Source organism: Roseovarius sp. D22-M7, assembly GCF_037083785.1.
In the GTDB taxonomy this organism is placed as follows: Bacteria; Pseudomonadota; Alphaproteobacteria; order Rhodobacterales; family Rhodobacteraceae; genus Roseovarius.
On the sequence record NZ_JBAPKY010000029.1, the window covers coordinates 17,454 to 32,095 of the forward strand.

9 protein-coding genes are annotated in these 14,642 nt (G+C 68.0%); 7 read left to right on the forward strand and 2 right to left on the reverse strand.

What is annotated here, in order from left to right; translation table 11 throughout:
- Nucleotides 1–8 precede the first annotated feature (8 nt).
- A complete protein-coding gene (locus V8324_RS13420) occupies nucleotides 9–275 on the forward strand; it encodes a hypothetical protein (RefSeq protein WP_336420438.1) in 267 nt (88 codons plus the stop codon).
- An 18-nt stretch (nucleotides 276–293) separates the two neighbouring features.
- Here V8324_RS13420 and V8324_RS13425 read toward each other — a convergent pair whose 3' ends face one another.
- The gene (locus V8324_RS13425; protein ID WP_336420439.1) at nucleotides 294–1,292 is read right to left on the reverse strand and encodes a type I glyceraldehyde-3-phosphate dehydrogenase; all 999 of its coding nucleotides are present in this window, start codon (nucleotides 1,290–1,292) and stop codon (nucleotides 294–296) included.
- A gap of 140 nt (nucleotides 1,293–1,432) precedes the next feature.
- Between V8324_RS13425 and htpX the strand changes: the two genes are divergently transcribed.
- The 6 genes from htpX (at nucleotide 1,433) to V8324_RS13455 (ending at nucleotide 12,580) form a co-directional block, all read left to right on the forward strand.
- Nucleotides 1,433–2,293 (forward strand): zinc metalloprotease HtpX, encoded by an 861-nt coding sequence (htpX, locus tag V8324_RS13430; RefSeq protein WP_336420440.1) that lies wholly within the window; start codon nucleotides 1,433–1,435, stop codon nucleotides 2,291–2,293.
- 868 nt (nucleotides 2,294–3,161) lie between these two features.
- The gene (locus tag V8324_RS13435; protein ID WP_336420441.1) at nucleotides 3,162–6,599 is read left to right on the forward strand and encodes an Ig-like domain-containing protein; all 3,438 of its coding nucleotides are present in this window, start codon (nucleotides 3,162–3,164) and stop codon (nucleotides 6,597–6,599) included.
- 99 nt (nucleotides 6,600–6,698) lie between these two features.
- Complete coding sequence (locus tag V8324_RS13440) at nucleotides 6,699–7,613, forward strand: SapC family protein (RefSeq protein ID WP_336420442.1); 915 nt, start codon at nucleotides 6,699–6,701, stop codon at nucleotides 7,611–7,613.
- A gap of 47 nt (nucleotides 7,614–7,660) precedes the next feature.
- A complete protein-coding gene (locus V8324_RS13445; RefSeq protein WP_336420443.1) occupies nucleotides 7,661–9,100 on the forward strand; it encodes a TolC family protein in 1,440 nt (479 codons plus the stop codon).
- On the forward strand, nucleotides 9,097–11,280 hold the full coding sequence (locus tag V8324_RS13450; RefSeq protein WP_336420444.1) for a type I secretion system permease/ATPase: 2,184 nt from the start codon (nucleotides 9,097–9,099) through the stop codon (nucleotides 11,278–11,280). The genes V8324_RS13445 and V8324_RS13450 overlap by 4 nt, the downstream gene beginning before the upstream one ends.
- A complete protein-coding gene (locus V8324_RS13455) occupies nucleotides 11,270–12,580 on the forward strand; it encodes an HlyD family type I secretion periplasmic adaptor subunit (protein ID WP_336420445.1) in 1,311 nt (436 codons plus the stop codon). The genes V8324_RS13450 and V8324_RS13455 overlap by 11 nt, the downstream gene beginning before the upstream one ends.
- 127 nt (nucleotides 12,581–12,707) lie before the next feature.
- Here V8324_RS13455 and V8324_RS13460 read toward each other — a convergent pair whose 3' ends face one another.
- The gene (locus V8324_RS13460; protein WP_336420446.1) at nucleotides 12,708–14,621 is read right to left on the reverse strand and encodes a M10 family metallopeptidase C-terminal domain-containing protein; all 1,914 of its coding nucleotides are present in this window, start codon (nucleotides 14,619–14,621) and stop codon (nucleotides 12,708–12,710) included.
- Nucleotides 14,622–14,642 lie beyond the last annotated feature (21 nt).

Consider the following 14,642-nt stretch of genomic DNA (forward strand, 5'->3'; position numbering starts at 1 on the left):
GGGATGGCATGGTGGCAAGAGCGGTCTGGTTGCTGAGCGGCGCAATGGCCCTGTCGATTTCGGGATGCGGACCGACGCCGGATATGCCGGCGCAGGGCGCGCGCATCCCGGCCGAGTTTCCACCCGCCGGGTACGCGGGGCGGCAATACGTGGACAGCAACGGCTGCGTGTTCATCCGCGCCGGACGGTCGGGCGCTGTGACATGGGTGCCGCGCGTGTCGCGCACCGGCACGCCGATCTGCGGCGCCGAACCGAGCCTGCCCCGCGGGGCGTAAGGGCCGCGCGGGTCGGGGTCAGCCCCGACGGCCGATCCGCCGCGCCATGTCGAGCATCCGGCAGGAAAAGCCCCATTCGTTGTCGTACCAGCCGAACACCCGCAGCAACCCGCCCGACGAGACCGAGCTTTGCGGCCCGCTGACGATCAGGCTTTCGGGGCGGCCGCGCAGGTCGGACGAGACCACCGGGTCGTCTGTCCAGCCCAGCCAGTGATGCCTGCGCGCCGCAGATTGCAGCATCTCGTTCACCGAGGCCACGCTGACCGGTTCTCGCGTCTGCACCGTCAGGTCGATGCAAGAGACGCTGGCCGTCGGCACCCGGATCGCGCGCGCCTCGATCCGGTCCTTCAGGGCCGGCAGCACGAGCCCGGTCTGGTGTTGCGCGCTGGTCGTGGTGGGCACCATGGAAAGCGCCGCCGCGCGGCTGCGTTCGAGCGCCTTGCGCGGCTTGTCGACCGTCGGCTGGCTGCCGGTATAGCAGTGCACCGTGGTCATCTGGCCGCTGACGATGCCGAAGGCGTCGTCGAGCAGCCGCGCCAGCGGCGCGAGGGCATTGGTGGTGCAGGAGGCGTTCGAAATGATCCGCTGACCGGCGAGATCGCCGTCATTGGCGCCGATCACCAGCGTGGTGTCCGCCTCGTCCGAGGGCCCCGACACGAGCACCGCGCGCGCCCCGGCCGCCAGCCCGCGCTCGGCGATCGCGCGGGTGCCGGCCATGCCGGTGCAATCGAGCACGACATCGACATCCCCGAGGTCGAGGGTGCTGAGATCCTCGGCGGCGTGAAACGGGATGGCGCGCTCGTCGACGGTCAGCACGCCTTCATCGACGGTCACATCGCCCGGCCAGGGCCCGAACACGCTGTCATACTGGAAGAGGTAGGCGCAGGTCGCCAGAGATTCGATCTCGTTGATCGCGACAAGCTCTATCCCGGCGCTGTCGCGCATCAGGATCCTCAGGAGCGTGCGGCCGATCCGGCCGAAGCCGTTGATGACGATGCGGACGGGATGGTTCGACATGCTGCGCTCCGGCCTCCGGGGTTCCGTGCCGCGCACTCTGCCTCAGGCGCCCGCGATTGGCCAGAGCAAGCGGCTTGCGGGCTGCGCGCGCCACCCCATATCACGCATGACAGCGTTGACAGGCACATGTGAGGACGAGGATGGGATATCTGCGCACCGCGATACTGATGGCCGCGATGACGGCGCTGTTCCTGGGGATCGGCGCGCTGCTGGCCGGCATCGGCGGCATGGTGATCGCACTGGTGATCGCGGTGGCGATGAACGCGTTCACCTGGTGGAATTCCGACAAGATGGTGCTGCGGATGCATGGCGCGCAGCCGGCCTCGGGGCGGATGGGCGACGATCTGCGCCGGATGGTGCATGACATGGCCGATCGCGCGGGCATGCCGCGCCCGAAGGTCTACGTGATCGACAACGCCCAGCCCAATGCCTTTGCCACCGGGCGCAACCCGCAGAATGCGGCCGTTGCCGCCACCAGCGGCCTGCTGCAAAGCCTGAGCCGCGAGGAAATCGCCGCCGTTATGGCGCATGAGCTGGCGCATATCCGCAACCACGACACGACGATCATGACGATCACCGCGACCTTCGCCGGGGCGATTTCCATGCTCGCCAATTTCGCGCTGTTCTTCGGCGGCAACCGCAACAATCCGCTCGGGCTGATCGGCACGCTGGCGCTGATGATCCTTGCGCCGCTGGGGGCGGCGCTGGTGCAGATGGCGATCAGCCGGGGGCGGGAATACGCCGCCGACCGTGCCGGGGCCGAGATCTGCGGCAACCCCTTGTGGCTGGCCTCGGCGCTGGAGAAGATCTCGGGGATGGCGGCGCGGATCGACAACGACACCGCAGAGCGCAACCCGGCGACGGCGCACATGTTCATCGTCAATCCGTTGCACGCGCACAAGCGCGATCGGCTGTTTTCCACCCACCCCGCCGCCGAGAACCGCATCCGCGCGCTGCGCGAGATGGCCGGCCGGTCCGCGCGGCCGGGTCCGTGGGCCTGAGCGGACGCGCATCGGGGCCGCGGTCCCGATCGCGTCGGGACGCTGCCAGACGGCGCGAATATCCGGATCGTTTCGCCGTCAGAAAGGCTGCGCCCCGGATTTTTTACGCGTTCTTAAAGAAGACCCCGTACATCTGAATCCATCGGTCCAGATCGCACCCTTGGTGCAATCATGACGCGTCGCGATGCCGGAATGACGGCAAACCAGATCCGAGGGATTCACATGACACGCCACCCCCGCAACGATGACAGAAATCAAACCGCCAGCGTCGAGGAGACGACGGCACGGGCCACCGTCGCCAGCGAGGCGGAGCGCCGCGCGCATGTCGGCAAATGGATCGCGCGCATGCAGAAGACCGGCGCGGCGATGCTGGGGACGGCGGTGCTTGTCCTGCCGGTCGTCGCCGGGGCGCAGACGGCGGGCGACGGCCTGGTCAACGCGGCCGGCATCGATGGGGTCCAGAAGGTCCAGGTGCTTGACGATGGCAGCGTGCGGCTGACCCTCGACAACGGGCGCATCATGAATGTCGCCGCCGATGACGTCGTGATCGGCGCCGCGGGCGAGGTTCAGGTCTCGGCGCAGGTGGCCGAGATCGTGGGCGACGCTGCGGCAAGCGGCGCCGGCGGCGGGGGCGGCGGAGCGGGCGGCGTGATCGCCGCCGGGGCCGCGGCCGGCGTCGCCGGGCTCGCGGGCGCCGGCGGCGGCGGTGGCGACGGCGGCGGGNGGCGGAGCGGGCGGCGTGATCGCCGCCGGGGCCGCGGCCGGCGTCGCCGGGCTCGCGGGCGCCGGCGGCGGCGGTGGCGACGGCGGCGGGTCGTCCGAACCCGCGCCGGTCGTGCTCAACGCCTCCGACGTCGCCGGTTCCAGCATGCTTTCGGACCTCTTCGGACGCAACCCGGATCCGGAGGCGGACCGGGTCACCGTGACGATCGGCTCGGGCGACGGTGCGGAAGAGGTCGAGGCGACACGCGACGGCGACGGCAACTGGTCGCTGCCCCCGGATTTCACAGCCCGCGACGGCGAGCTTTCGTTCAGCTTCACGGCGGAAAAGGACACGCTTGACGAGGAGGGCCAGCCGGTTCTCGACGATGACGAGAACCCCGTCAGCGAGGAGGTCGATTCCGGCTCGACCACGGTTGTCATCGACACCACCGCGCCGGATATCGGCATCGATGGCAACATTGCCGGGGACGACGTCCTCAATATCACGGAGCAGGGCGCGGGCATCACCATCACCGGCACGACAACGGCCGAAGACGGGCAGCAGGTCACCGTCACGCTGGCCGGAGAAATCTACACCGCCACCGTTAATGACGAGGCGTGGTCCGTGGAGATCCCGCCGGGCGATCTGGCGGCATTGCCGGATGGCCACGCGGTCACCGTCGAGGCGATGGTCGCGGATGCTGCAGGCAACCCTGCCGACACCCCGGCGACCGCCAGCTTCGTCATTGATGTCACCGCGCCGACACTCGCGATCGATCCCGTGTCCGGCGACGACCAGATCGGCCTCGCCGATCTGGAGGGCGATCTCGAGATCACCGGCATCACCGATGCCGAGGCGGGACAGGCGGTGACGCTGACGTTCGACGGACAAGAGTTTACCGGGGCGGTCGCCGCAGATGGTCATGGCGGACAGGTCTGGTCGGTCACCGTGCCGCAATCGGCCGTCGCAGCGGTCCAGACCGGGGCGGGTGCGGACGGGCTGGCGACTGTCGAAGTCAGCGCCACGGTCGCGGATGCGGCCGAGAATCCGGCGGAGCAGCCGGCGACAAAATCCCTTGCGGCCGATTTCAACGGCCCGTCGATCGGCATCGCGCCGATCACGGGCGACAATGTCATCAATGCCGATGAAAGCGAAACCGACGTCACGATCTCCGGCACGACGAACAATGTCGGCGGCGGGCAGGAGGTGACAGTCTTCGTGGATGGCATTAAGCTGACATCCGATACGGATACCGATGGCACATGGTCGGTCACGCTGCCGCAGGCCGATGCCCTTGGACTTGGCGACGCGGCCAGCGTTGCGGTCACCGCCGATGTGGTCGATTCCGACGGCGTGGTCGCGCCGCAGGCCGGCACGACGCTGACAACGGATTTCACGGCGCCCATGATCGCCATCGACACGCCGATCGCAGGCGATACGCTCAACATCGAGGAACGCGACGCCGGATTCGACATCACCGGCACGACCGATGCCGAGGACGGGCAGGCGGTCACCGTCACCGTGGCCGGTGAAACCTACAGCGCCTCGGCAACCGGCGGCGCGTGGTCGGTCACTGTCCCGTCGGGCGATCTTGCGGGATTGAGCGATGACGACACCGTCACCGTCGAGGCAACGATCGAGGATGCCGCGGGCAACCCGGCAGAGCCGGCGACGACCACGTTCGATACCGATTTCACGGCGCCGACCATCAGCGTGAGCGATCTTGCCGGGCTGACGGCCGGCGACGAACTGACCGCCGGCGATCTCGTGGACGCCTCGGGTGATCCGCTGACCGGTCCGCTGACGGTCAACGGCACCTCGGACGCCATCGGGCAAGAGGTGACCGTGACCATCGGTACGCTCGAAGCGACCAGCACTGTCTTGGATGATGGCTTCGGCAACGGAATCTGGAGCGTTGATATCGACGCCGAGCAGCTTGGCAACGAATTGTCGGGCCAGACCACCACGACCATCAGCGCGACAGTTGAGGACGCCGCGGGCAATTCCGGTACCGGAAGCCTCGACCTCGATGTCGATCTCACCTTGCCGGAGATCACTATCGACGCGCCCGCCGACGCGGCGGTGCTTGGTCTCGACGCATTCGAGGATGGACTGGATGTATCGGGCACGACCACCGGGGTGCCGGATGGCCAGGAGGTGACGATCGAGATTCGCGACAGCACCGACAGCGTTGTGGCCACCACCACAGCGACCGTCGCAAGCGACGCCTGGAGCGCCAGTTTCGACGCCACCGATATCGCCGGGCTCGGCGACGAGGCCGGGTTTACCCTGAATGCCAAGGTCAACGATGGTGACTTCCCTGTCGATGCGACCGCCGATATCGAGCTGAGCACCGATTTCGCGCCGGAAATCACGGTTGGAGAAATCGGCGAGGAGGGCGTACTGATCCTCGACGATATCGACCCGAACAACGTGTCGGTGTCCGGCACCACGCGCGGGGTCGAGGCCGGGCAGGCGGTGACCGTGACCCTTCGCGACGATGCGGGCGTCAGTATCTTTACCAGCAGTTCCGCCACGGTGCAGGGCGACGGAACTTGGACGCTCACCCTGCCTTCGGAAAGCGTCGACGATCTTTCTGCGGGGGAGGCCTATGACGCGCAGGCCGATGTCAGCAATCAAGACGGCCGCCCGGCGCCGCAGGCGCAGGAGCAGGTGGTCGCGTATGAGGCCGCGCAAACCTATCTGGTCGAGACGTCAGCCAGTGGGACTCAGGTCACGATGCAGATCATGCTCGACCCGAGGACCGAACTGCCAAATGACGGGGGGTTTGCCCTGGGAGAAACCCTGTCATTCGACCCCACCGAGATCACCTACCTTTCTGGTCCTGCGCCGATTGCCGTTTCTGGGGCTTTTCTTGTTGTGAATGAAGATAATGCAGCGACCGGAGACGTTGGATTCACCGCCGCCGGAATACTCCCGTCGGGCTTTGATCCAAGCGAAGACTTCCTGCTGCAATTCGCAATCGACCAACAAACCAATGACGCCGTCATCCAGCTTGATATCGTCTCGACCGAAGGCGGGAATTACAGCAGCCTGTTCGGCACCGCTGCCCCCGACAGCATCGCGGCGAACAACGTGGACACGCTGATCCGCGGGCGGGGCGGGGATGATGCCATCGACATGTCTGGCGCCGGGGTCAACACGGTGCAGATCGAAGCCGATCCCGCCGCGAACGGTTTTGACACCGTCACGGGGTTCAGCATCGGCGGGCCGCTGCCTGACCGGCTGGGCTTTGCCGGGCTGAACAACGCGGATCTGCGGGGCGATGGCAGCGAGTTTCATCTGCTCGCGGGCGGTGACGCTGTCGGGGCCAATACCGGGCTGATCGTGTTCACGACCGCGATGAACGACCTGAGCGAAGGGTCCGTACAAGCCGCCATTCAAGGGCTTTCGGGGCCGGCCGAAGGCGACGTGCTGTATTTCCTCGCCACGGATGGCAGCGATGCGCAGCTCTATGAAGTGCAAGTGCAGGATGGCGCCGACACCGTCACGGACCTTGCGCGTTTCGAGGGGCTCGGCGATCTGACATCGATGACGGACGCCAACATTCTCGGCTTCGACACAAGTTCGATGATCACGTGACGCGTCAATCGTCTTCTTCCGGGCACGGGGCGTCTTGCTGGTTCCTGCGGGGCCGAGCACCCCTCACCTGCAACAGCCCGACACGATCGGAGATGTCAAATGACCATCATGGGAGAGGGCAGTGAAGGACTCGCGCGCGGTATTGTGCCTGTGCGCCTGGATCGTCATGCTCGTCGTTTCTGGCGGCGCTTTTCGTCGTGGGAGTTTGCGCGCGCACACCGCCTCGTACCGATCGTACTCGGCGAGCACGAACATGTTGCGGCAACTTTGCCGATTGTTTTCGCGGCCGAAGGCGCGGGGCCCTGGCCCGTCGCCTTGACGCGTCTGGACGTGCAGGGCGCCTGCGCTCTGGTGTCTTCCGGCGGCCAGTGGCGCGGCAGCTACGTGCCGTCGATCCTGCGGGTGCATCCGTTCACGGCGCAGCGCGACGAGACCGACGATACCACGCTGCTTGTGGACGAGGCGAGCGGCCTTGTCACCGATACCGAGGAAGACGAGCCGTTCTTCGAGGGCAACGGTGAGCCAGCCGCGGGGTTACGCCAAGTCATGGCGTTTTTTCATGAACGGGGCGTTGCAGAGAACCGCACGCGCATCGCGATGTCGGAACTGTGCACACGCGCGCTATTGATACCCCTCCAGCCGCGCGACGTCCCGCCGCGGATGGATGTGCAGGGGCTGTTCGTCCCGGATCGCGCACGGATCGAGGCGCTGGGTCGCACCGACCTGGGCGTGCTCCACCGCTGCGGGGCCCTGGCCCTGGTGCAGGTGCAAGGGGTGTCGATGCATCATCTGCCGGTCCTCGCCGCGGCCGAGGCGCAGCTTGATCCAACGGCGCAGCAGGCCCCTTCGGACACCGGTGCCGGCACCGTCACGGCAGGCGGCGATACGCTTCTCTCCGGGTTCCTCGATGCGCTGGCGCAGTCCCGAGACCGCGATACCGATTTTGACACTCCCTCGGTAAATGAAATTGGCGAAGATATTAACCAATTCTACACGTCTCCGAGCGAGCATTGAAGGAAGCTGCGTCGAGGGCCACTGGCGCGCCACCTGGACGGCCAGATATGGGAAATACAGACCTGATGACATCCGCGCGCAGAGATATCGCCAGAGCGCTCCTGCCAAAATTGCGGCGCATGTCCGGGGCGATGCTGCTGGCCAGCGGGGCCGCGCTGGCACTTGCCGCCTGTGCGCCATCCCCCGACCTCGACGCGCTCGAGGCCAGCTTCGATGCGCCGCCGGAAGAGCGCGAACTGCGCGTCTCGACCCATGTCTCGCAAACTGGTTTCGGACGGACCGTGGCGCGCGCGGTCGCTGAAAATCCCAGGTTTTATGCGTCGAACGCCGATGTCCGCGCGGCGCGGGCCCGCGAGGATGGCGAGGCGGGCGGGTTTCTGCCGCGCGTTTCGCTCGGCGTGACCCTGGGCGGCGGTCTGATCGGCGGTGGCAACGCGATCAGCCCGATCCTGGAACTCATGCAGTTGATCTATGACGGCGGGGCGACGGCAAGCCGTCAGATCGCCGCGCGCGCCCGGGTTTTCGAAAGCCGCGGCGCGCGGCTCGAGGTTGCCGCAGCACTTTCCCTGGAGGCCGTCGAGGCGTGGCAGAACCTTGTTGCGGCGCGTGCGCAGGGCGATCTGTCCCGCGCGAACGAGGCCGCGCATCGCCGGCTGCTCGCACAGGTCCGCGAGAGATCGAATGCAGGTGCCGGCACGCAGTCCGACGTGCTGACCGCGCAGGCGCGGCTGGCGGACGCGGTCGCGCGCAGGGTGCAGGCCCAATCCGGGCTGGACCGGGCAGAGGCGGTATTCCGGGAGATCTTCGGTCATGGCCCCGGCAGGCTGGGCATGTTGCCGGATGCCCCGACGCTTGCGAACGTGCCCGACGGGTCGCTTATCGCGTCGAGCCCCCGTGTGCGCGCCTCCGATGCGTCGATAAAGGCCGCAGAGGCTGATCTGGCCACCACGCAAGCGGCGATCTTTCCGCAGGTAAACCTGCGCACCACCGGGCGCCGCGATGCGCGCGGTGGCGGCATCGACACGGATCTCGATCTGCTGCTCGAGTACGACAGCGGCGCGCCGGGGCAGAAGGCGGCGGCGATCCGCGAGTCCGAGGCCCGCCTTGCAGCCCTGCGCGCCGACCGCGACAGCCTTGCGCGCGAGATTCGCCGGGCGCTGGACATCGCCCGCTCCGATCAGCGCACCGGCCTTGCGCGGGTGCAGGCCGCGCGCGAGGCCGTCGCGGCCAACGAGGCGACGGTCGAGGCCGCGCGCGAGGAGTTCTCGATCGGGCGGCGCAGCCTGATCGGATTGCTCGACGCGCAACGCGACTTCTTCGAGGCCGGCGAAAGGCTGATCGTCGCGCGGCGCGAGCAGGCACTCAGCGGCTATGTCGTGCTCGCGCTGACCGGCGACATCCTCGATGCGTTCGCGATCAGCCTGCCGACGAAGGCCGACGCCGACGGCGCGCCCGCCGACCAGACCCCGGAGGAGGCCCCGGCATGACCGACGCGCGTGTTGTCAGATTCGATCCGGGCAGCGGATCCGGCGATGTCACGCAACTCGAAGCGTGCCTGTTGCACGTTGCCTCGACGCTCGACCGGCCGACGACCCTGGCCGCCCTGCATGCCGCGCAATCCGGTGCGCAAGGCAGCCTGACCGTCCGCGACGCCATCGTCGCCGCCGAGCGCGCGGGCCTTCAGGCGGCATTCGGCGCGCGCCGGCTGAAGGATTTCGACGGCACGCTCACGCCGGCGATCCTGCTGCTCGACGAGAGCCGCGCCGTGGTGCTTCACGAGGTCCTGCCCGGCGGCCGTCTCGCCATCTACGATCCCGACCTTGGCGAGGGGCTCGGCGAGGTGGCGTTCGACGCGATCCAGGCCGTTTACAGCGGCTACGCGATCCTGGTGCGGGCCGAGCACCGCGAGGATATCGCGGCGCAGGCCGGCGGACGGCAGGGCCACTGGTTCTGGTCGACCCTGGCGCAGAACAGGTGGGCCTACACGCAGGTGATCCTGGCCGCGGTCGTCGCGAATTTCCTCGGGCTTTCGACCTCGCTTTTCATCATGGTGGTCTATGACCGGGTGTTGCCGAACGAGGCGATCGAATCGCTGATCGCGCTGACCGCCGGTGTCGGGATCGCGCTGTTCTTCGACTTCCTGATCAAGAGTTTGCGCGCGGGCTTCATCGACCGCGCCGGTCAGCGCGCCGACATGGCGATGGGCCGGAGGATATTCGACCATTTGCTCGACATGCAGATGCGCGCCCGCAAGGGATCGACCGGGGCGCTTGCCAGCACCCTGCGCGAATTCGAGACGCTGCGCGAGTTCTTCACCTCCGCCACGCTGGTGGCGGTGGTGGATCTGCCGTTCATAATGCTGTTCATCGGTGTGATCTACCTGATCGGCGGGCCGTTGGCGCTGGTGCCGGCGATCGCGGTGCCGGTGGTGCTGATCGTCGGGATCGCGGTGCAACCGGTGCTGTCGCGGCTGGCAGAGAAGAGTTTTGCCGACGGCCAGTCGAAGCAGGGCGTGTTGGTGGAAACCCTCGCCGGGCTGGAGACGATCAAGGCCGCGGGTGCGCAGCGGCGGATGCGCGCCCGCTGGGAAGAGGCGATCGCGCGGCAATCGGATCATGGCCTGAAAAGTCGCGCGGTGACGCAGTTCGCGATCAACGCGACGGCTTTCACTCAGCAGGCGGCGCAGGTGATGATCGTGTTCTACGGCGTGTTCCTGATCACCGCGGGCGACGTCAGCATGGGCGCGCTGATCGCCAGTGTCATCCTGACCGGGCGCGCACTGGCGCCGCTGGCGCAACTGGCGCAGACGCTGACCCGGTACAACCAGGCGCGGACCTCGTATCGCAGCCTCGACACGCTGATGCGCGCCGAAAGCGAACGCCCAGACGGCAAGGGCTGGATCTCGCGGCCGCGCCTGACCGGCGAAATCGCCTTCGACGACGTCTCCTTCACCTATCCCGACCAGGGGATCGACGCGCTGTCGAACCTGTCCTTTACCATAAAACCGGGAGAGAAGGTGGCGATCCTCGGGCGGATCGGCTCGGGCAAGAGCACGGTCGCGCGCCTGATGCTCGGTCTTTACGAGCCGCGGGCGGGATCGGTGCGGATGGACGGCGTCGATATCCGCCAGATCGATCCCGGCGACCTGCGCCGCAATGTCGGGTCGGTGTTGCAGGATGTATGGCTGTTCACCGGCACCATCCGCGAGAACATCGCCATCGGAGCGGTGCGACCGCGCGACATCGAGATCCTCGAGGCGGCGCGCATCGCCGGCGTCGAGGGGTTCGTCAAGCGGCATCCGGCGGGCTACGACATGATGCTGGCCGAACGCGGCGAGGGTCTGTCGGGCGGGCAGAAACAGGCGATCGCGTTGGCCCGTGCGCTGGTGGGCCGGCCGCCGATCCTGCTGATGGACGAGCCGACCAGTGCAATGGATGTGCAGAACGAGGCCGAGGTGATCGCGCGGATGAAATCCGAACTGGCGGACCGCACGCTGGTGATCGTCACTCACCGGACCAGCCTGCTGGATCTCGTGGACCGGGTGATCGTGGTGGACCAGGGCAGGATCGTCGCCGACGGGCCCAAGAGCCTGCTCGACCGGCGCGGCCAGGCGCCCGCCGCCGGGGGGGGCGGTGTTGCACAGGGCGGAGGTGCCAGTGGCGCATGATCGCGACCTTGCGAAGCTGGCGCGCGAGATGCGCGGCGCCTCGCCCTTGCGAGGCTCGCTGCTGCTGGCGGTCATCCTGGTGTTCCTCGCGGCGGCCGCGGTCTGGGCGGCGCGGACGGAGCTAGACGATGTCACCCGTGCCGAGGGGCGCATCGTGCCCTCGCGCGATGTCCAGTTGATCCAGGCGACAGAGCCGGGCATCCTGCAGGCCCTGCATGTGTCCGAGGGCGAGATCGTGGATGAGGGCACCGTGCTGATGGAACTCGACGGCACCCAGATCTCGAGCGAACTGGACCAGGAGCAGCAGCGCGCCTACGGGCTGATCGCCCGTATCGAACGGCTGCAGGCGGAGATCGACGGCGCGGAACTGAGCTTTCGCGACACTCTGATCGAAAGGGCGCCGGACGTGGTGCGGTCGGAAACCGCGCTGTTTCACGGCCGGCAGGCGGAACTGGCCGACGAGATCGACATCCTCGAACGCCAGCGCAGCCAGCGCCGCCAAGAACTCGAGGAAGGCCGCGTCGATCTGCGGACCGCGCGCGACACGCTGCAGGTCCTCGCCGAGGAGCGCGCGATCATGCAGCCGCTGGTCGAGCGCGGGGTCGAGCCCGAGACGACGCTGCTGTCGCTGCGCCGTACCGAGGCGGAATGGCGCGGGCACGAGACGCGGGCCGGGGCGGCGCTTGCGCGGTTGCAGGCCGCGCTCGACGAGATCGACGATCAGGTGCGAGCCCGGCGTTCGCGCCAGCGCGCCGCGGCGCTGGCGGACCTGGCGCTGGCGACGGCGGAACTGGCGGCCTTGCGCCCGTCGCTGCCGGCCTTGCAGAGCCGCGCCGCGCGCGCGCGTCTGCGTGCGCCGGTGCGCGGCGTGGTCAACCGCATTCACCGGTCGACCCTCGGGGGCTTGGCGCGCGCGGGTGAGGACCTGATCGAGATCGTGCCACTGGACGACACGCTGCTGGTCGAGGCCTATGTGCGGCCGGCCGACATCGCCTTCATCTATCCCGGCCAGCCGGTGAAGGTGAAGATCACGGCCTATGACTTTGCCCGCTACGGCAGTCTGAACGGCGAGATCGTGCGCATAGGGGCCGATGCCGTCACCCGATCGGAGCGGGACGACGAGGAATTTTTCGTGGTCGAGATCCGGACCGAGGACAACATACTCGGGGCCGATGGCGTCGCGGTCGAGATCATGCCGGGCATGGTCACCCAGGTCGACATCCTGTCGGGGCATAAGACCGTTCTGGAATATCTCACGCAGCCCGTGATGCGGGTGAAGGAAAACGCGTTACGCGAGTGAGCGGCGTCACCGCGTGGCCGCGCACCCGTGCAGGCGCATCACACGGTGCAGGCATGCCGCCCGCGGGGCGGGAAGGCCCGCAGGCGCTGCGCGTGCGTCGTGGCCAGCAAACGCAACCGCGATGAGGTTAACCCGCGATGTCCATGTTTCCCAGCAGGATGGCGGTGAGCGACAGGTTGGCGCTGGCGGATCCGTCAAGATGCAGCTCGGGGTCGTACTGCACCGAGCGCACGGTGATGGCAGAAAGATCCGCGGCGTCGTCGATGAACACCCATTCGGGCGCCGCGTTGGGGGTGAGACCGACCGCGATGCGCAGCACGTCGAGGGCGTCTGCCGCGGTGACCTGCCCATTGCGGTCGATATCCGCGGCAATGAAATCGAGCGGCCCGGCCCCGGCATCCAGACCCACGGCCAGCCACAGGATATCGAGCGCGTCGGACGCGGTAATCGCGGGGTCGCCCGCGGTGTGGAAGCGTGTCAGCAGAAGCCGGCCCTCTGTCGAGGGCGGCAAGGTGAACCCGCCTTGCGCATCGCTTTGGGTGACAATCGGGGCCCCGTCCGTCGGAATGACGGTGACGGTGGTGTCCGCCACGCCGTTGCCGGCCCGATCGGCGATCCGCAGGCCGGTGTCGGCCTCAGGGTCCGACGGCAGGGGCGTGTCGCCGCTGCCGGGTCCCGGGCCGGTCGGCATCAGCATCCGGTCGGGTCCCTGCAAGCCCTTGGGAAATATCTCTGCCGCGGTCAGGCCCGCGCCGCCATCCGAGGCGACATGCACGCTGAAGTCCCGGTGGGACACCACCGCACCGTGGGCCGTCGTCGTCACCCCGAGCTGGGCTACGTCGCGCAGCATCGGCCAGTCCGACAGGTCCAGCCGGTCGATCCCGGGCTGGAAATCGGTGATCTGTACCAGCGCGTCCTGCATCCGGATGGCGAAAATGTCTGCGCCCGCCCCGCCGGTCAGAAAGGCGTTGTCGGGTGACGACACGAGCAGGTCATGCCCGGCGCCGCCCGTGGCCACCTGTCCCGAGACGCCCAGTTCGGCCAGCGGGACGATCACCGTGCCCAGCCCGGGGTCGCGTTGTGATCCGGCGGTCACCACGAGGGTGTCGTCGAGGACGACCGCCGACAGCGCCGTGATGTTGAAGATCCCGTCCCCCAGCCGATGCTCCAGCGTGTCGAGCCAGACCAGCCGGCCGTCCGGCGACAGCCGGAAGAGCGTCAGGCCGTGATCGCTGCCGCCGGCCACGATCAGCACCTCGTCGCCCCATTTCACGCTGGCCAGCGCCTGGACGCCGTCGAAACGGGTGTCGCGCGTGTCGATCACGTGATCTGTCGGCCGGAGGCCGCCGTCGGGCGTCACCTCCAGCACCGATAGCGACGCGCTGCCCGCGGCCGCGAGCACCGCCCAGTGGCCGAGATCGGTCTCGACGATCTCGAGCGCGGTGGGGGCCGCGATTCCCAGCCCCTGATCGGCGCCGTGGAGCGTGATCGGCGCGCCACCTGCGCGCGGCATCAGCGCGAGGTGGTCGTCCAGTGCGCTGACGGCCAGGACCTGCGCGCCCGCGCCCGCGCCGATCACCTCGAGCGCGACCGTCCCGGTCTGCCACGCACCGGCGGGCAGGGACACGGTGTCGCTGTGCAACGCCCAGGCCCGCAGGACCGTGTCGTTGCCCGCCGCGATTTCGGCCTGCACGGTCTGGTCATCCATGCTGATCCGCATGCCGATGCTGCCATCCGCGCCGATGCGGTAGCCGACGAGGTGATCCGGACCCGCGCCGACGAAGAGCACCGGACCGCCCGCGGTGTCCGCAAGCGCCAGCTTGCCGGTCAGCGCCGGTGTCACGATGTCGGAAAAGATCTTGCTATCGGTGAGGGTCAGGCCGCCGTCGGACGCCACGCGAAACGCCATGACGCCGCCGCTCGACCGGGTTGCGGCCAGAACGAATTGCCCTGCATCGGTGTGCAACACCTCTGTCGCCGTCACGCCATGCGCGAAGACGTCGCCGCCGGTCCAGGACCGGCCGCGTGAATGCAGCCACATGGCCCACCTCACCTATTCCAC